At 31.4% G+C, this 21,069-nt stretch carries 8 protein-coding genes; all 8 read left to right on the forward strand.

The genetic code is table 11. The annotated features are described in order from the left end of the window. Nucleotides 1–167: 167 nt before the first annotated feature. The 8 genes from ABD730_RS01060 (at nt 168) to ABD730_RS01095 (ending at nt 19,955) form a co-directional block, all read left to right on the forward strand. Nucleotides 168–1,751, forward strand: a complete 1,584-nt coding sequence (locus ABD730_RS01060; protein WP_334471618.1) for a helix-turn-helix domain-containing protein — start codon at nt 168–170, stop codon at nt 1,749–1,751. Then, the gene (locus ABD730_RS01065; protein ID WP_334471616.1) at nt 1,752–2,909 is read left to right on the forward strand and encodes a tetratricopeptide repeat protein; all 1,158 of its coding nucleotides are present in this window, start codon (nt 1,752–1,754) and stop codon (nt 2,907–2,909) included. It abuts the gene before it with no gap. A gap of 571 nt (nt 2,910–3,480) precedes the next feature. Next, nucleotides 3,481–6,507, forward strand: coding sequence for a T9SS type A sorting domain-containing protein (locus ABD730_RS01070; protein WP_344711958.1), 3,027 nt, complete (start codon nt 3,481–3,483; stop codon nt 6,505–6,507). A 474-nt stretch (nt 6,508–6,981) separates the two neighbouring features. Beyond that, nucleotides 6,982–8,493, forward strand: coding sequence for a helix-turn-helix domain-containing protein (locus ABD730_RS01075; protein ID WP_344711960.1), 1,512 nt, complete (start codon nt 6,982–6,984; stop codon nt 8,491–8,493). After that, the gene (locus tag ABD730_RS01080) at nt 8,490–9,650 is read left to right on the forward strand and encodes a tetratricopeptide repeat protein (RefSeq protein ID WP_344711962.1); all 1,161 of its coding nucleotides are present in this window, start codon (nt 8,490–8,492) and stop codon (nt 9,648–9,650) included. The genes ABD730_RS01075 and ABD730_RS01080 overlap by 4 nt, the downstream gene beginning before the upstream one ends. Before the next feature lie 153 nt (nt 9,651–9,803). Beyond that, nucleotides 9,804–17,099 (forward strand): choice-of-anchor J domain-containing protein, encoded by a 7,296-nt coding sequence (locus ABD730_RS01085; RefSeq protein ID WP_344711964.1) that lies wholly within the window; start codon nt 9,804–9,806, stop codon nt 17,097–17,099. A 33-nt stretch (nt 17,100–17,132) separates the two neighbouring features. Beyond that, nucleotides 17,133–18,068, forward strand: a complete 936-nt coding sequence (locus tag ABD730_RS01090) for a PorP/SprF family type IX secretion system membrane protein (RefSeq protein WP_334471610.1) — start codon at nt 17,133–17,135, stop codon at nt 18,066–18,068. Nucleotides 18,069–18,086: 18 nt separating this feature from the next. Continuing rightward, complete coding sequence (locus ABD730_RS01095) at nt 18,087–19,955, forward strand: OmpA family protein (protein WP_344711966.1); 1,869 nt, start codon at nt 18,087–18,089, stop codon at nt 19,953–19,955. The last annotated feature ends 1,114 nt before the right edge of the window (nt 19,956–21,069 follow it).

The following is a 21,069-nucleotide window of genomic DNA, read 5'->3' on the forward strand; positions in this document are numbered from 1 at the left end:
ATAATTGTGACTAGAAGATATACCTAAAGATTAAATATGCTTCTATGGTTTATCTAATAATTGTTCTTTTAGAAAGTTTATTATATTTACTAACTTACAATAATTATATGCATACAATTTTAAATATTATAATTCTTTGCGTTAAGAATTTGGGTTAGCGCACTAAAATGACACATAAAGATTCACGTTGTTATAAATATATACGCTCAATTAGTTTATGGGTAAGTCTTACATTGGCATGTTTTAGCTATTCACAAGAAAACGATCTCATTACTAAAGCACAAGAGTTAGTTTATTCAAACCCTGATGAATCACTCAAGATAGCAGAACACTTATTAAATACCAGTCAAGATTTAGAGCAGATAGTTGCTTCTAATCTTTTAATTGCTAGAGCTCAGATTATTAAGGGAGATTATCACGAATCTGTAATTCATGCTTTTGATAAAAATAATTTATCAGAATCAATTAGTGTGAATATACAAATAGAGTTAAATCTTCTAAAAGCACAACTTTTACGGCTTATTTATTTAGATAAACAGGCGCAGTACTTTATAGAAAAGGGAGAAAAACTATTAAAAAAAATGCCTCAAAGTGCCTATAAGGACTTAACACAATATTTAATAAAACTTGAGGAGATTAACACAAATATTGAGAGACGAAATAGCGAGAAAGCTATAACATTAATCGAAAATACTGAAAGTGAATTTAGAGCGTTTTTAAAAACAAACTCAACAGAAAAACGAGCAATACTTCTTGCTAAAGAAAGAGCTTATAATAATTTATCTAATTATGATTCTGCAGAAGTGTATATAGAAAAAACTTTAAATCTGATTAATGCATCTCAAATAAATAATCTCTATCAAAAAGCTTTAATTTATAAAGAATTAGGTTATTTACAATTACAGAAAAAAGAGTTCAGTAAAAGTGAAGAATCTCTTTTTATTGCTTCGAGATATGCAGAAATTATAGATAACCCTATACTTTTAATGGAGATTAATAGGGATTTATCTATTAACTATTTAGCTTCTGGTCAAAACATTAAACATAAGGTTTTTAATGACAAATATTTAACGTTAAATACAGAAGTAGAAAGAACAGAGCAATTGGCAGTGAATACATTATATACAATGCTCTCTAATCAAGAAGAAGATGATTTAATTGATGAAAGACAAACTCATAGTAATTATTTGTATTTATTAGTAGCAGGTTTTATAGGAGCACTGTTTATTGGAGGTTATGTGGTTTTAAAAGGTGAAGCGAGAAAAAAAAGACATAAAGAAATTATTAATTATTTGGAAGTCATTAGAAATAGTGATATTAAAACAAAACCTATAAAAAAAGCAAAACCAAAACGTATTGCTATACCAGAAGAAACAGAACAGCTAATTTTGTCTAAATTGAAGCGGTTTGAAACTTCAAAAAAATTTTTAAATAAAGATATTTCACTGGCTGTACTCGCAGGACAATTTGATACAAATACTAAATATTTGTCAGGTGTAATTAATAAACATTATGATGATAATTTTAACACATTTATAAATAAACTTCGTGTTAATTACATCATTGATAAATTAAAAAACGATTCCAATTATATAAATTATAAGATTAGTTTTCTTGCAGAAGAAAGTGGGTATTCCTCTCATAGTAGTTTTGCTACAGTTTTTAAATCTATAATAGGTATGTCTCCTGTGACCTTTATTAAGATGATTCAAAAAGAACGTGATCAATTAAAAAAGAAAACTACAAGTTAAATGAAAAAAAAGCATTTATATGGTTTTCTCATTTTGGTATTTAGTATGCCACTGTCTTCGTTTGCATTAAGTTTTAATCAAAATATAAAAAAAATTGATAGTGTCTTAGAAGCTAGTAGATTTAGAGTGTATGAAAACCCTAATGAAGCTATTGAATTAGGGCTGTCAGTTTATGAAAATTCAGATTATACTATAAAAACAAAGGTTAAAGCTTTAATGCTAATTTCTTTAGCTTATACTTCTAAAAGAAATTATCAAAAAGCATTAGAATATATAATTTTAGCCGATGAACTTTCAAAAACATTAAATGATAAGGTATTACAAATAGAAATCTTATTTAGAACAGGAATTTTATACCAACAACTTAAAATTTTTGATAAATCTATAGATTATTTAGAAAAAACAGAACAAATGGCTTTCTTATATCCAGATCGTGCGATTGTAAGCAAGTATATTGCTAATAGTTATACGGTAAAAGGTTTTATTTACAAGGATAACCTTAATTGTGATATTGCCTTAGAGTATTTTGACAAAGGTATTGCAGAGTATCAAAATGTAAAAAATGAAGAAGTAAATACCAATCTGAGTATTGTCTACTATAATAAGGGAAATTGCTATACTTTGCTTTCTCAATATGGTAATGCAAAAAACAGTTTTAATAGATCTATTGCCTTAGCCAAAGTCGTTCATGCCAATAGTCTTGTTGCATTTGCTAAAAAAGGCTTAGCATCTGTCTTTACAGAGCAAGGTGAATATCAGAAAGCTATAGATTATTTAGAGGAGGCTTTGGAGGAATCTAAAGAGGTAGGTGATCTTGTATTAAATTCAGGTATTTATAATGGTTTATTAGAGAATTATTTGGCACTAAACCAATGGGAAGAATATCAAAAATATTATGAGCTTTACTCTAATAGCCAATTAGAAATAAAAAAAGCTGAACGAAATTCGGTAAGCGATTCATTAGATGACAATAATAATCGTAAAAATGAAAAACTTCAAGATCTTCAAAAACAGACCTTAAATAGGTTAAAACTATTTTCTTTATTTGTGTTACTTCTTTTTATTGGTGTGTTTTTTATCAATAAAAGAAATGGAAAAACAATAGCAATCTTAAAAAATAAAATAGAAGCCCTTCAAAATAAAAAAACAATTTCCTAAGTATTAATAAACTATATGGTAATGTTTAAATAGTAAAAAGGTTTACTAGGTTATTTTCTATTCCAAACTTTTATACGGCAGTCTTATATATTTTGTTCTCACAAAAAACAATAAAAAGTACATTTAAGTAAGCATTATGTTTATTTAAACTCAAACTTATATGAATACGTTTTTTATAATGAGATGCCTATGCTTATTAAGTAAAAAAAATAGAGATCTATCCGAATATATTAAGCAACAAGTAATTAGATTTTTAAAATTATTATAACCTATTATAATAAGAAATTTTTTATTGTTTGTGAAGCTATATTTTAAACAGTTATTCCTGTTTTTAGTTCTAAATATGGTTATAAAAGCTCTAAAATGAACAAATGGTTCGTCTTTATTTAAGTTTTTGTATAAAGTAATGTGTTTGCGTGTATCTATCTGTTAGTCAGTTGTTTTGTTGTGTTTTTTGGTTTTATTATTTCGGGAAAAAGTAAAAACATCCTCTTTTTATAACGTAGTTCTCTATCTATATTAGAGCATTATAAGACTAACCACAAAACGATATAACTAAAACAAAAAACCAATGAGAAAAATTACTTTTTATTTAATAATGCTACTTAGCATTACAGCATTCGCTCAAGTAGAGATTGTTGAAAACTTTGATAATGCTCCAGATTTCGGTTTACCTGAAGGTTGGACAGCGTCTGAAAATTTTTTAGTAGAAACATGGTATACTTGTGAGGAAGGAGGGAAAGGAACAGGAGCTAACTTTGAATTTGCTGGGTCTGGCTCTATTACTTCTCCAAACTATTCTGGAATAACTAATGATACAGATTTAACAGTCAGCTTTTCTATTAATGCATATCAACAGGTTAGTTTTTGGCCACCCATTTCACATATTGCACCTGCAGAAGGATGGGGAACAGTAGTGTTAGAATATTCATTAGATGGAGGTGTTAGTTGGGTAACAGCTTATACTGTAGATGATTCTAATTTTACATATATAGGAGTAGATAGTTGTGTTGCCATGCCAGCTGTTAACCTTGGACCTCTTGCTGCAGGAAGTGATTTTCAAGCGCGATTTGTTACTACAGTTACTAATGTTTCAGCAGCGCAATTAATTATTTCTATTGATGATATTTCAATTACACAAGTAGCAACTTCAGTACCAAATTGTGATGCTGTTTTATTAAACCCTGTAAATGGGTCTACAACCGCAGATTTAAATACAATACTAAATTGGCAAGCAGCTACAGGTATTCCAACAGGATATACGGTTTATGTGGGATCTAGCTCAGGAGGAACAGATATAGTAAATGCTGCTACTACAGCAACTACGAGCTACTCATTAGACGGTCTAGGTTTAGATTACGAAACTGAATATTTTGTTACTATTGTACCATTTAATGGTGTGGGATCTGCAACAGGCTGTACAGAAGAAAGTTTTACAACACGCTTAACACCATTGCCAGGAGCTACATGTTCTAGTCCAATAGAAATTGCTACACTTCCATATATTATAGAAAGTGACGATACAGCTAATTACGAAAATAACATTAACGTTGGACCTTGTGGTAATTATCCAGAGGCTTTTATGACAGGTAATGATGTGTTTTATGAAATAACACCAGCTACAGATATGTCTATTAATATTAGTCTTGCAAATGTTTCTGAATATGCTGCAGCTATTCATGTTATGGAAGATTGTCCAGATGTAGCTACAGAATGTGTTGCTATGTTAGGCGATAATTACTCGGCAACACCACCTTATACAATGGAATTAACTGAAGTGGTTTTAAATGCAGGACATTCTTATTTTATTGTGTTGAGTCGTGCTAGTATGGATGGTACATTTTCTTATACTATGATTATTACTCAGAACGATTGTATTAATCCAGAATTTACTGTAACTCCTGTTGCCGAATGCGATTCAGGCGAGTTTTCGGTAGATGTTGATGTTAATTATTTAGGTGATGCTTCAGGTTTAACTTTAACAGATAACTTTGGGTATGCAAACACTAATATTAGTTCAACAGGAATTGTAAATGTTGGACCTTATGCTTCAGGATCTACAGTAGAATTTACATTAACTAATAATGATGATGACAACTGTTCTTTCTCAGATTCTACTTTCTTTTATTGTCCTCCTGTAAATGACGATTGTACAGATAGTACAGTATTAACTATTAATACAGATGGTACATGTACTATTTTTACAAGCGCTACTAACGCAGGAGCTTCAGAAGCTACTAATAATCCAATTAATTGTGAGTTTACAAATACCAATGATGTTTGGTTTAGCTTTGTTGCAACTAGTGAAACTTTGATTTTAGAATATTCAAATATTGTTTCAGCAATTGGTGATGGAGGTATATTTCAATCTACAGAATTACTAGAAGGTAGTTGTGGTTCTTTTACAAGTTTAGGATGTTTTATGTCAAACTATGTTACATTAAATAATTTAACAATAGGAGATACTTACTATATTAGAAACAACTCAAATAATGTAGGTGACTATGCTCAAAACTATGACATTTGTTTAAAAGAAGCACCAGTACCACCTGCAAACGACGAGTGTTCTAATGCTATTGTGTTAACCGCTTCTACAGATGAAAGTTGTGATAACATAATATCAGGAACAACTGTAGGTGCAACAATCTCGGAAGATAATACCTGTAACTCAGATTTTACAGCTTTTTACAAAGACGTATGGTATGTGTTTACTGCAGCAGAAACAGGGCTTTATAAGTTTACTTTTGAAAGAACCGATTTTGAACCAAGTGCATATTACTCTATTTATTCAGGGACTTGTGGTGCTCTAGTTGAAGAAAGTACTGGTTGTTATAATACAGAACCTACTGTGCTTTCAGCTACCAGTGGAGAAAGTTATTATGTAATGGTTAGATCTGGTGATGATGGTCCTGGTATTGATTTTGACTTATGCGTATTTAAATTACCACCACCTGTTGAAAATGATAGTTGTTCTACACCAACAGTTCTATTAGAATCTACAGATGAAACAGGTAATAATATGATTTCTGGTGATTTTGCTAACGCTTACTCATCACCTGAGTCTTGTGCTCCAAGTGCTAAAACAATTTGGTATAGCTTTACACCTAGTTACACAGGTACGTATCACTTTAATTTTGTAAATACTGTAGGTTACCCTAATTACACAATATACAATACTGATGATTGCTCTTTAACAACAGATAATTTTGTTACTGGTACATATTGTTTTAATTCAGGCGAAAATTCAGCAGATTTAGTCTCAGGAAACACTTATTTAATTTCAATTTTTAGTTTTGATAACAATACTGTTGAATCTTTTGACTTATCCGTTTATCCAGATGCATCTTTAAGTGTAGAATCAAATAGTTTTGAAGAATTTAAATACTATCCAAATCCTGTTGTAAATACACTTACTATTAATGCTAAAAACACAATTTCAAATGTTAGTATTTTCAATATTGTTGGCCAAAAAGTACAAATGGTTACTCCAAATAGCATGGAAACAACAATTAATATGAGCGAATTGAATGAAGGCGTGTATTTTGTCACAGTAACAGCTAATGGTTCTCAAAACACGATTAAAATTGTAAAAAAATAAACAGTAATAACTTTAATTTGACTAATAGCAAATTAATATGCATGGGCAATACCCTTAATGACTGTCCATGCTTTAAATACCTTTAAACCCTTAACTAAACTTTTAGGTATTTATTTAGCACTTTTTTAAAGTGTGATTTTTTTCAAGAAAAAGCAGCTTACACAGCTGCTTTTTTATGTTTTAAACTAATGTTTTTATATAAATAAAAATTCTATAGTTATATTGTTACGTAGAATAACCATAGTTTAATACTTTTATAGTTATATTATAATCCTACTGAGTAATATTATTTGAAATAATAATGCATTTACTTTTTATTTTTATAATATATTATTGGTTTGAAAACTATGTTTGCACTGTAGTCGTTATATGATAATATATTTGAGAAATATAAAAACAACACACTATTTTAAGAAGCTTCTGTTAAGAAAGGCTTTGTTTTTTACGGCTATAAGTTTTTTGTTTTTAACAAGCGTGTACTCACAAGAAGATGCTCTTGTTTTAAAGGCAAAAGAACTTGTGTATTCTAACCCAACTGAAGCTATAAAAATAGCAGACCACCTCTTAAATATTAGTCATGAACCTCAAGAATTTGCAATAGCTAATATGTTATTGGCAAAAAGCTATATGACTAAAGGTGATTATAAAAAAGCAATTATTTATGCCTTTGATGATCAAAATCAATTAGAAAAAGTAGCCATAAAAACACGAATAGAAAATAATATTCTAAAATCTACATTGCTACGAAAACTATATTTAGACACACAATCTATAGAGTATCTTAATAAGGCAAGTGTATTGGTTTCTAAGGTTTCATCTGAAAAAAAGTTATATGAATATCATATTTTTTTAGAACACATAAATATGCTTTTGGATAGGCTTAGTGTAAATGAAGCAATTATTAAATTAAAAGAGACCGAACTTCAATTTAAAAATTTTTTAAATGAAAATGTAGATGAAAAAAGAGCATATCATTTCGTTTATGCAAAAGCTTATAATAGTTTAACTAAATATGATTCTGCATTTGTACATATAGACAAAACATTTGAATTATTAAATGCTTCTAATAAGATTAACCTATATGAAAAAGCATTAATTTATAAAGAATCAGGACTCTTATTTCTAAAAAATAAAGAATTTAAAAAGAGTAAAGAAACACTGTTTATTGCATTGCAAATTGCCGAGGTTTTAGATAATCCCTTTTTACTGAAAGAAATTAATAGGGATTTGGCAATCAGTTATTTAGCGTCTAATCAAAAAAATGAACATAAGGTCTATTACGAAAAGTTTTTATTTTTAAATAACTCAGTTGAAGAAATAGAACAAGGGGCTGTTAATACCTATTATAATATTATTAGCAGTCAAGAAGAAAGTCAATTAGAAAGTTATAATCAAAAATATACTAAGTATTTATATCTTTCAATTGCGATAGCTCTATTTATAATAATTGTAGGTGTTTTAATTCTTTTAAAAAGTGAAAGTAGAAAAAAACGCAACAGAGAAATTATTAATTATTTAGAGGTAAGTCGAAATATTTTTACAAAAGTAAAACCAACAATATCGGCAAAGAAGCAAACTTCAAAACGTTTGGTTATACCTGAAGAAACCGAACAAAATATTATATTAAAACTTAAGCGCTTTGAAAAATCTTTAAAATTTTTAAATAAAGACATGTCGCTTGCCCTTTTGGCAGGACAGTTTGAAACAAATACCAAATACCTCTCAGAGATTATAAATAAAAACTATAACGATAACTTTAACACCTTTATAAACAAACTTAGGGTTAATTATATTATTGAAAAATTAAAAAACGATACCAATTATATAAATTATAAAATCAGTTTTTTAGCTGATGAGAGCGGTTTTTCTTCACATAGTAATTTTACGATAGTATTTAAAGGAATTGTAGGCATGTCACCTGCTACATTTATTAAATTATTAGTAAAAGAAAGGGAGGAAATTATGAAAAACGAGGACACTAAATGAGTTTAAAGCTTAAATATTACCTTCTTTTTAGTGTGTTAATTTTTAATACACTCTCACTTGCTGCAATCCAGTTACCAAACAATAAACAAGGAGACAGTTTAGTAAAAGAGGCGACAAAAGCGGTTTTTAAGGATCCAAACAAAGCAATTTCATCAGCTTTAGCAGTTTATGATAATGTATCTCATTCTAAAAAAACGAGAACTAATGCCTTAATGGTTGTTTCTACGGCTTATGCTTCAAAAAGAGATTATAAAAGGGCTTTAGATTATATTATTATAGCTAATGAGTTTTCTCGTCAAATAGATAATAAAAAATTACAGATTGAGATTTTATTTAGAACAGGGATTTTATACCAACAGCTAAAAATTTATGATAAGGCCATAGAATATATGGAAGACGTCGAAAAAAGATGTTTAAATCATTCTGAAAGAGATAGCGTTGGAGGTGTCTTAGCATCGAGTTACTTAGTTAAAGGCTTTGTATACAAAGACAATCTAAATTGTGATATTGCTATAGAGTTTTTTGATAAAGGATTAAAAGAATACGAAAGATTAGGGAATTACAATCATAATAGAAGTATAGGACATTATAATAAAGGAAATTGTCAAATATTACTTTCAGAATATGACAATGCAATACAGAGTTTTAATAAGTCTATAGAATTTGCCAATATTGAAAACGCCAGTAGCTTGGTTTCATTTGCAGAAAAAGGTATGGCAGAAGTATACACTCTAGAAGGCAAATACAATAAAGCGATTTCGATATTACAATCAGCTTTGGATAAATCAAAAAATGTTGGAGATTTAGTTCTAAATCTAGGAATATATAAAGGCCTTTTTGAAAATTATTTAGCCTTAGATCAATGGGATGATTATCAAAAATATTACGATCTTTTTTTAAAAACACAACTAGACATTAAAAAATCTGAACGTAACTCGGTAAGTGTTTCAATTAAGGAAAATTCTAAAAATTTAAATAACGATTTAGAACTTGTTCAATCCAAATTCAAGAATAGATTTTATTTGATTATTTTAATCGTATTAGTCTTCATTATTGGTGTATGTATTCTTCAAATAAAGAATAAAAAGACGATAAAATCACTACAAAAAAAGATAGAAAGCTTCCAAAGCTTAAAACCTTCTATAAAAATAAAATAACACATCATTTTAAGTTTAACTAGCTTGTTTTTAGTTTTTTAAGTGTTTGTTTTTACTTTTAAATTTCGGGAAATAGTAAAGACTTAGCCTAAATATTATGTATGATAATATATATATTTAGCAATAAGTTAATAATTCTGAAATTGATTTAACATGAGAAACAAATTACAAAATGTGGCAGCAAATACATTCTGCTTTTCGTCAATTATGATGTGTAAAAACCGAAGCTTTTATGTTATTACTTTATTAGTCTTTTTATTGATTTCAGTAAAAGGTAATGCACAATTAAATGAAACTTTTGATAGTGGTATTCCTGGCACTTGGACGCTAATTGATAATGGAGTAGGAACATTAGGTTGGTCAACGACTACTGATGGTTATTTAGGAACAAATGGAACTTCAATAAATCCAAGTGCAGATAATATTGGTGATCAAAATACAGCACAATATTTTTTAGTAACACCTCAAATTGCAGTTCCAGAAAATGGAGAAATTCAGTTTTATACAAAGCAGTCTAATGAAGCAGATAATGGAGCTCAATACGAAATAAGACTTTCTACAGCAGCACAACCAGATGTTAATGGCTTTAATATAACTATTCAATCTTATACAGAAGCAAACTTAAATATAGGTGCGCAAACCAACTATGAAAAAAAGGTCATTGAAATACCAACGTCTATTCCTGCGGGTTTAAATATTTATATAGCATTTGTAGCCATAAATACACAAAACGGAGCGACGCCAACTGGAGATGAGTGGTTTGTAGATAATGTGTCTATATTAGAAGGTTGTTCAGAAGTTGAAGACGATACTGTAACAATAGACGCCATTACCGTTGAAGGTGCAGAAGTATCATGGACACACCCAACAGCCACTAATTTTGAAATTCAAATTTTACCTGCAGATGGTGTTCCTGCTGATAGCGGAATACCAGTCTCAGGAACGTCATATACTTTAACTAACTTAGATGAAGACACAGATTTTGATATTTATATTTCTGCTATTTGTGATAATGACACACAAAGTGCTTTTACGGGGCCGTACACCTTTAGTACTTTAAAATTTGGTTTGTCTTGTGACGCACCAATTATAGTTCCAGATATTTCTTCAACTCCTTATGTTTTAGTCGATAATTTAGATCAATGGATAAACCCAGATATTTCTTATACAACTCAAGGGACTAACTGTGTTTTAGGAACATCAACCACTAATTACCTAAATGGAAATAAAATATTTTTAAGTTATACACCAACTGAAGATGGTTTAGTAACATTAACACAAACAACAGCTGTTGAGCCAGGCGGCGGAGATAATAACTGTTGGAACTCTAGAAGTTCATTATTTGTTTATGAAAGTTGTGAAGACGTAGGTGTTAACTGTATTGGTGGGACAATAACAATAAATTCTTATGACCCTAAATCAATATCTAACTTATTAGTTCAAGCAGGAGAAACATATATCATTGTTGTCTCAACCGAATTCTCAACTCCAACTGCAGGAGTTTGTTTTTCTTTAGAAATTACAGCACCAAATTGTGCGCCACCAAGTGATTTGTTGTATAATAATTTAACCGAGGATAGTGTTAGTTTTTCTTGGGACAATATTGGGGGTTTTGCAGATACCTGGGAGTACGCAGTAGTACCATCAGGTACAGGAGAGCCAACGGGTTCTGGAATATCAACATCTACCAATATTGATAACCTTGTTAATACTGGTCTTGTATCTGCTACAACTTATGATTTATATGTAAGATCTATTTGTGATGGTACTCCAGGTATTTGGAGTGATCCAATGACTTTTACAACACAATGTACTTCATTTAGTGTACCCTATTTTACCAATTTTGATACTGCAACAAACGAAAACCCAGAACCATGTTGGACAACTATTGATGCCAATGGAGATGGAATTGCTTGGAGTTTTATTGGAGGATGGGCTACGGTACAAACTGAAAGCTCGAGATATGAAAATCACGATTTTTATGTGTCACCTCGTGTGATTTTTGATGGTACACCAAAACGTATTCGTTATAAACACCGTTCTACCCAAGGAGGTTCAACATATACTGTAAAATTGTCAACAACAGGTGTTGGTTTAGATGATTTTTCAACAGTGGTTTTGCCACCAACAACAATTACCAATTCAAGCTTTCAAGAAATAATTGTTGATTTACCTGAAGATATAATAGGTGAAGTAAATATTGCTTGGATTGTTGAGCCAAACACCACTGAATCAGCATTAAGAGTGTCTATTGATGATGTGTATATTGAAGAAAAACCAACTTGTCCAGATCCATTAAATCCTTATGTTTTAGGAAGTCAGATAACAACTAATTCTGCATGGTTATTATGGTCCGAAGGAGATTCTGAAACACAATGGCAATTGGCAATACAAGATGAAGGATCAGGAATACCTACTGGAGATGGTATTTTAGTTTCAGATAACCTTCCATATATAGCAACAGATTTATCACCTGGAAATAGATATGAATTTTATGTGAGAGCTTATTGTTCTTCAGAAGATCAAAGTCAATGGGTTGGTCCAGTCACATTTACAACCTTATGTGAATCTTATGATTCGCCGTTTTATGAAAGTTTTAATGATGAAGATCCTGATACTCAAAAGTTTTGTTGGGAAATAAATGATGCTAATAATGATGGAGCTACTTGGATGATAGATGAAAGTCATGCACTATTACAAACATCAGCATTTTCACCACCTTCTGATTTTAACGATTATTTAATCTCTCCTGCAATTAATATAGATGGAGTTAAGGAATTAAAGTATAAATACAGATCTGATTTTTCTTTCTTTTCGGCATTTCCACGCTTTGGTTTGGAAGTTTTAATGTCTACTACAAATACAAATCCAGGTAGTTTTTCTGTAATCTCTCCTTTAGAGGTCTTTACAAACCCTAGTTATGAAGAAAAATCAATAATTATTGAAGCTACCGGAACTATTTATATTGCTTTTAGAGTGCCACCAGAATTTACAGGTGCTTGGTCTGTTTTAAGTATTGAAGATGTTAGTATTACAGATATTTCTGCATGTCCTAATCCTACAGATTTAGTTGTTAATAATGTTTTTACAAATTTTGCAGATTTATCATGGACAGCAGGATACCAAGAAACAGATTGGAATGTAGCAGTGCAACTTGCTGGCTCAGGAATACCTTCTTCTGGAGTTTTAGAATCTAGTAATGGCTATATCGCCTCAGGCCTTTTACCAAATACAGAATATGAATTTTATGTACAAGCCAATTGTGAAGATGGTAATAGTGAATGGGTCGGTCCAGTAACTTTTAGAACAAGTTGTAGTGCATTTACATCTCCTTTTGTTGAAACCTTTAATACAGATTCTGAATCTGAAGATTGTTGGATTGTTGTTAATAATAATGAAGATGGTGAAACATGGGAGTTAAATAGTGCGTCTTTAGTTTATGAAGGAGATCAAGCAGCTGCTATGTTTACGGGAACTAATGGCCTTAACGAGGATTGGTTAATTTCACCAACAATTACTATTACAGAGAATCAGCGTTTACGATACTATTATAGAGTTTATGATAGTTTCTTTACTGAAGATTTAGAAGTATTACTTTCTACTAACGGAACCAGTTTAGAGCAATTTACAACAGTATTATATGATTCTGATGATGATCCAGTGCTTATTAATAACGAAGAATTTAAAGTAAAAATTATCAATCTACCTGCAGGTATAACAGGAGATATTAATATTGCTTTTCATGTACCTTTCTTTGCCAGCACAGAGCCATATAGAGGACAAACTTTGGTAATTGATAATGTTAATATTGAAGATATTCCAGATTGTCCAGAGCCAACAAATATTATATTAAATAATATAACAGATACTCAAGTGCAAGTATCATGGGATGCAAATGTCGCAGAAACCGCATGGGAGATTTCAGTACAACCGTCAGGTACGGCGGCTCCTGTTGGAGATACAGATCCTGAGTATTTATTTAATGCATCAACAAATCCGTTTACAGTTACTGGTTTAGATAGTTCAACAATGTATGATATTTATGTTAGAGCTGTTTGTGATGAAGGAAGTGAGTGGGTAGGACCGTATGAAGTAATAACAAAATGTAGTTTCGAAAACTTATGTCAATACACATTTATACTAACTAGTGATTATAGTACATCTTCAACATTAGATATTACTCAGAATAATCAAGTTGTACAATCGCTACCTTTTACAGGTCAAGAAGAAGAATCGTACAGTGTCTTTTTGTGTTCTGGAGTTGAATTTTCTCTTTTTTTCGATACTATTGGTTGGTCTATTCCACAATATGCTAATTACCAATTTGAGATTCAAAATAATCAAGGTGAAACCATTTATACAAGTCCATTAGGATTATTACCAAGAACAACAGTTTATACAGGAAGCGCGCTTTGTGGTACTGTTGCTTGTCCGCAACCAACAGACTTAACGGTTAATAACTTGTCTGAGTTGTCATGGACACCTGGAGGTGGCGAAACAGCATGGGAAGTTGCTATACAACCATTTGAGAATGGAACACTTCCACAATCGGGAACTATAGTTTCTACAAACTCTTACACACCAACAGATGCAGATTTTAATGATTTAAACGCTGTTACATATGAATATTTTGTAAGAGCTGTATGTGGATCTGATGAAGAAAGCTATTGGTCGGGACCTTTTGAGTTTGTTAGAAATGATGATGTTTCAAATGCTATAACCTTACCAATAAATGATAACGAGGTTTGTAGCGCATCAGGAACTACAGTGTCTTTTATAAATGCTTCTGCATCAGTAGATGAAATGACTTGTGAAGGAGTAAATGGAGGTGATATTTGGTTTGACTTTACAGCAGAATCCTTAGTTCATATTATAGAAGTAAATAATTTTAGTGGAAGTTTACAAGATGATTTTGGCGATCCAGCATATCCAGGAATTATAATGACATTATATAAAGATAATGGTGGAGGTAACCTTGAAGAAGTAATATGTAGTTACGATAATCTTATCGTTGCAATGTACACTTCAGAATTAATTGTAGGTCAGAATTATAAAGTCAGATTAACATTAAATAGCACAACTAGCACAGAATATTTATTTAATGTATGTATTAAGACACCAGAAGACCTGTGTTCTATTAATACGGTCAATGGTAATTTTGAAGAACCTAACTTAGAAGGTTTAAGTGGTCTTAATACTATTATTTCTGTAAACACATTGCCTGGTTGGCGTTCAAATTTAGATTCAACTACTGAGATTTTTTATTGGGAATCTCTTAATGCACCAGGTTTTGAACCTTATGAAGGTGGCCAGTGTGTTCAATTATTATCAGATCAAGGAACAACAATAGATCCTAACGATCCAGATATTAAAGGCTATTACAGAGATTTTGATACTTCAGAAATCACATTGTACGATTATAGTTTTGCACACCTTGCAAGATCTGATAATAATATTGTTCAGTTATTTGCAGGTCCTGTTGGAGGGCCTTATACAATGATTGATGAGCATTTAGGAACAGTACAAGCATGGACGCTCGTTTCTGGCGAATACAGTGTGCCTGCAGGGCAAGATATAACAAGATTTATCTTTAGAGCTCATGATGGTGATGATTTAGGTAATGTTTTAGATGCGATCAATTTTGTAGCTAATAATGAGATTATCACAGCTCCATTTACAGTAGATTGTGATGATAACATTGCAAATGTTGAAGCTAATGGAACGGGAACTTGGGTGTCTAGTGATTCTAATCCTGGAACGGTTTCAATTACCGATGCCAATAGCAGTTCTACAACAATTACAAATTTTGTACAACCTGGTGTTTACACCTTTACGTGGCAAACTTCATATTGTGCATATGATCTAGAAATTACATACAACGGTATTGCAGATATACCAGAAACTCAAAGTCTTGTTGAATATTGTTTAAATAGTACTGCAGAGCAATTAACGGCTTCAACTTCAGACACCTACAATTTAATGTGGTTTACACAAGCTGTTGGAGGTACTGGTACCACAACGGCACCAACACCAGATACTTCAGTAGTAAATACAACCTCTTATTATGTGGCTTTTGTAGATACAGAAGGCTGTGAAGGCCCTCGTACAGAGATTCAAGTAGTCGTTAGCGAGTCTTTTACTCCAGAGTTAACATTTACATATGATGACATTTGTGTGGTCGCTACTGAAAATCCTATACCAACATTAAATACTAATTTTGAAACAGGAGGTACATTTTCATCAACCACATTAACGGTAGATACTACAACAGGTATTATTGATATGGCTTCAGCATCAGTAGGACAACATGATATCATTTATACGTACGATGGAGATGAAGAAACGTGTACGTTGTCAGGATCATATGTGGCTACAATTGAGTTTACAGCGGCATCTATTCCTGTGACTGTTTTTAATTATGGAACTGAGGCCTATTGTGTATTATCATCAGAGACTATTATACCAACATTAACACCTAATTTTACACAAGGAGGTACATTTAGTTCTTCAACATTAACGGTTAATGCAACTACAGGAGCTATTGATATGGCTTCAGCAACTTCAGGTAGCCACGAAGTTACTTATACAGTTGAAGCAAATGCGACAGCATGTTCTGATGCAGGTTCTTCTATTTCAACTATTCTCATTACGGCAAGTACGAGTCCAATAACAGAATTTAGTTATGCTGAAGATGTTTATTGTGCAGATACAAATACTATTCTTCCAGAGTTTACGACAGGGTTTACAACAGGAGGAACGTTTAGTGCCGAAAGTGGTTTATCTATAAACGCGACAACAGGTGAAATTAATGTGGCTTTAAGTACTTTAGGTAATTATGACGTTACTTATGAAATTTTAGAAGACATTTCTAATTGTGCAGAAGGGAGTGTAGCGACGTTTAATATTACGATATTAGATACTATAGACGTTGTTGTTGAAGGTGAATGCGATGGTTCTAATTATACATTAACGGCACTTCCTATTGACGATTCTTTTGATACTACCGAAGCAAATTACACATGGAAGGATGCAAGCGGAAATATTGTAGGAGATAATTCAGAAGTATTTAATGTTACAGATTATGCGAATCAAAATCCTAATGTAATTGTACCACTACAATTCTCTGTAACGGTAGATTTTGGAGGTTGCTCAACAACTACAACTTACACAACCGAACGTTTGTCTTGTGGAAGTATTCCTCAAGGTATTTCTCCAGATGGAAATAATAAGAATGATACATTTGATCTCACAGGTTATGGTGTTAATTCTCTATTGATTTTTAATCGTTATGGTACAGAAGTGTATAAGTATAATGGTAATTATACCAACCAATGGCATGGACAAACTAATGATGGTAAAGCATTACCAGATGGTACCTACTTCTATAGCCTTCAAAAAGACGATGGAAGTTCAGTAACAGGTTGGGTGTATATCAACAGAGCACAATAATTATAAAAGACAATAAAGCAATATTATATACAGATGAAAAAAATATATTTTACACTAGCTTTTACACTTATATTTTTTATAAGTGCTAATGCGCAACAAGACCCTCAGTATACACAATACATGTATAATATGAATGTTGTAAATCCGGCTTATGCAGGCTCTAATGAAGCTTTATCTATCGGATTATTATACAGATCACAATGGGTTGGTATTAATGATGCGCCAAAAACAGCTACACTTTCAGTACATAGTCCTATTGGTAATAATGTAGGTTTAGGATTGTCTGTTATTTCAGATAAAATTGGACCTGTAGAAGAAAATAATGTTTTTGCCGATTTTTCATATACTTTAAATTTGGGAGGAGAACATCGTTTAGCATTTGGATTAAAAGCAGGAGCAACATTTCATAACATAGGTTTGTTTAGTGATATTGGAAATGGTTATGTGCCAGATGCAGGAGATGAGGCTTTTAGCGAAAATACAAACAATACGTATTTAAATATTGGAGCTGGTGCATTTTATTATACAGATAAATATTATGTGTCTTTGTCGGTGCCAAATATGTTAAAAAGCACATATTTAGATGTTACAAATAATGGACAAGAGTTTAGTTATGGCTCTGAGGTGTTACATTATTTTCTTTCTGCGGGTTATGTGTTTGACATAGCAACTAACACAAAATTCAAGCCTTCATTTTTATTAAAATCAGCATTTGAAGCCCCAACCTCCTTGGATCTGTCTGCTAACTTTTTATTCTATGATAAATTTGAAGTAGGAGCTACTTACCGTTTAGACGATTCTGTAGGTGCTATGGCTAATTTTGCAGTAACTCCAGATATTAGAATAGGTTATGCTTATGACTATACAACATCAGACCTTAATATAAAATCATCTGGCTCACATGAAATCATGTTGTTATTCGATTTAAATTTCTCTAAAAAAGTATCAATCTCACCTAGATTCTTCTAACATCTAAAACATTTTAAAATGAAAAAAATATATAGTCTTTTAAGCTTGTTTTTAATTATAACTTCAGGCTTCGGACAAAATAAACAGTCAGAAAAAGCAGATAAGCTTTATGAAGGTTATCAATATGTAGATGCTATTGAAGCCTATCTAAAACTTGTTAAAGATAACAAGGCAGATACTTATGTATATAAGCAATTAGCAGATAGTTATTATCATGTATTTAATATTGAAGAAGCTTCAAAATGGTACAAAAAAGCATTAGAAAATAATCAAAATGCAGAAACACATTTTCGTTATGCGCAAGTATTAAAATCGCAAGGTAATTATGAGGCTGCTAACAAGCAAATGGATCTGTTTTCTAAAATAAAACCTGAAGATGTACGTGCAAAAGCTCATTTAGAAAACCCTAATTATATTCCAAAATTGTCTGATATCTCTAAAACGTTTACCGTTAAAGATGTTGATATTAATGATGATGAGCAAAGTGATTTTGGTGCTGTTCTCTCTAATGATAATATTTTGTATTTTGTAAGTACAAGAAAATCGTTTGGAAAAGAAGATGCCTGGACAAAGCAACCTTATTTAGATATTTATAAATCAGTGAGAAATGATGACGGAGTCTTATCTGAACCAGAACCATTAGAAGAACTGAACACTATTTACCACGATGGACCTATATCCATTACCGCAGATGGGAAAACAATGTATTTTTCTAGAGATGGCCATACGGAAGGATCGTTCAAAAAAATAAAAAACAAAGGAGTCAAATTAGCCCAACAAGGCATTTATAAAGCGACCATGGTAGAAGGTAAATGGGGACATATTGAAGCTTTACCAATAAATAGTAAAGATTATACCGTAAGCCATCCAAGCATTAGCAGTGATGGTAAAACACTTTATTTTGCGTCTAATATGCCAAATGGTTTAGGCGGCACAGATATTTGGAAAATAAGTGTCAATGGTAGCACATACGGTGAACCAGTAAACTTAGGCCCTAAGGTAAATACTCCAGGCAAGGAAGGCTTTCCTTATATAAGTGAAGATAATATACTATATTTTGCTTCAAGCGGAAGGCAAGGTTTTGGTGGTCTTGATATTTTTAAATTTGATGTTGATAAAAATGAAACACCCGAAAACCTGGGAAACGTAATAAACACTAAAAGAGACGATTTTGCTTTTAGTGTGAATAACACTTTTCAAGTTGGTTATTTTTCGTCAAATAGATCTGGAGTAGATAATATTTATATGGCAATACCTATTTGTCAGTTTGAAACAATAGTAATGGTTAAGGATTTAGAGACCGATTTAATAATTTCTAAAGCAAATATTTCTATTTCCGATAGTCAAAACAATAGTATTGCAACACAAGAAACTGATATTAATGGTAAGACGTCTTTTAATGTAAGTTGTGATGACTATGTTATAAATGTCTCAAAAGAAGGTTATGAAACAGTAACAGTGCCTGTTAAAGAATCTAAAGGAGAAACTACAACTGTTAATGTTGTTTTACAACCTATTAATGAGATGATTACAGAGACAGAAGTGAAGTTAAATAATATATACTTTGAGTTTAATAAAAGTAATATTACCAACCAAGGTGCATTAGAATTAGATAAATTGGTTTCAATTATGAAAGATCATCCTAACATGAAAATTTTGGTAAGATCACATACTGATTCAAAAGGTAAGGCCGCTTATAATTTAAAATTATCAGAAAAAAGAGCACAATCAACAATGCAATATCTTATTTCTAAAGGAATACATAAGCAAAGATTATCTGCAAAAGGGATGGGCGATACAGAACCAAAAATAGATTGTAAATCTCATTGTACAGAAGATGATGATGCACAGAATAGGCGTTCAGAATTTCTTATTATTAAAGAATAACAGTTTTGTAATTAATTAAAGAAAAGTAATTGCTTTTAGAATAGGAGTTTTTATTTACAAATTGTTATAGTTGCAATCTCAAATACTTCTATTTTAATAAAAAATTAGGATTTTGTTATAACACAATTAATTAGGAATAAAATAGATGATAAAAAATATTAGATGAAGAAGATTTTACTCTTATTAATTTCTATAGTTCTTTTCTTTGAAGTGCAAGCACAAGAACCAAATGATTGTGTAAATGCTATCGTAGTATGTGGTAATGAAACATTTATGTCTAACGCTACAGGTATAGGAAATACTCAGGAAGTTTCTGGATGTGGTGGTTTTGAAAATAATTCGATATGGCTAGAGGTTAATATAGCACAATCAGGAACTTTAGGATTTGATTTAATTCCTGATGATCCAGATATTATGGTCGATTATGATTTTTGGGTTTTTGGCCCCAATCGATCATGTGCAGATTTAGGTAGTCCTATTCGTTGTGCAACTACCAATCCTAATCAAGCAGGTTTATCAAATAATCATACAGGTATTAATGGGAGTACAACATTAACACAAACAGGGCCAGGCGCTAGTGGTAATAGCTATGTGTATTGGTTAAATGTTACAGTAGGAGAATCGTATTTTATTGTTATTGATAGACCTACAGGAGATGGTGGTTTTCAATTGGAATGGACAGGTACTGCTAATGAAGGTTCTGGTGCATTTCCTGCACCTCCAGAAACTAATGACATTGAAGATGTAAAACAATGCAGTAGTAATCCAGATGTTGCTGTTTTTGATCTAAATAGTATAAAATCGAGTATTAACCCAGACCCAGGAGTTGTTATCGATTTTTATGAGAGTTTAGCAGATGCAACCGATGATGTTAATGAGTTGCCAGGTATTTATGCTAATACTGCTAATCCTCAGCAAATTTATGCTAAAGTAAAATCAGGGATAACAGGTTGCTATTCTTTAATTGATTTTAATTTGGTAGTTACACCTATTCCGGATGCCACCATAGCGGTTTCAAATACTGACATTTGCTTAGGAGAAGAGGTAACATTTACAATCACGGGAACTCCAGATGCTGTGATTCATTATAATATAAACGGAGGAACAACGGAAG

The organism is Winogradskyella damuponensis, from assembly GCF_039538385.1.
Lineage (GTDB): Bacteria > Bacteroidota > Bacteroidia > Flavobacteriales > Flavobacteriaceae > Winogradskyella > Winogradskyella damuponensis.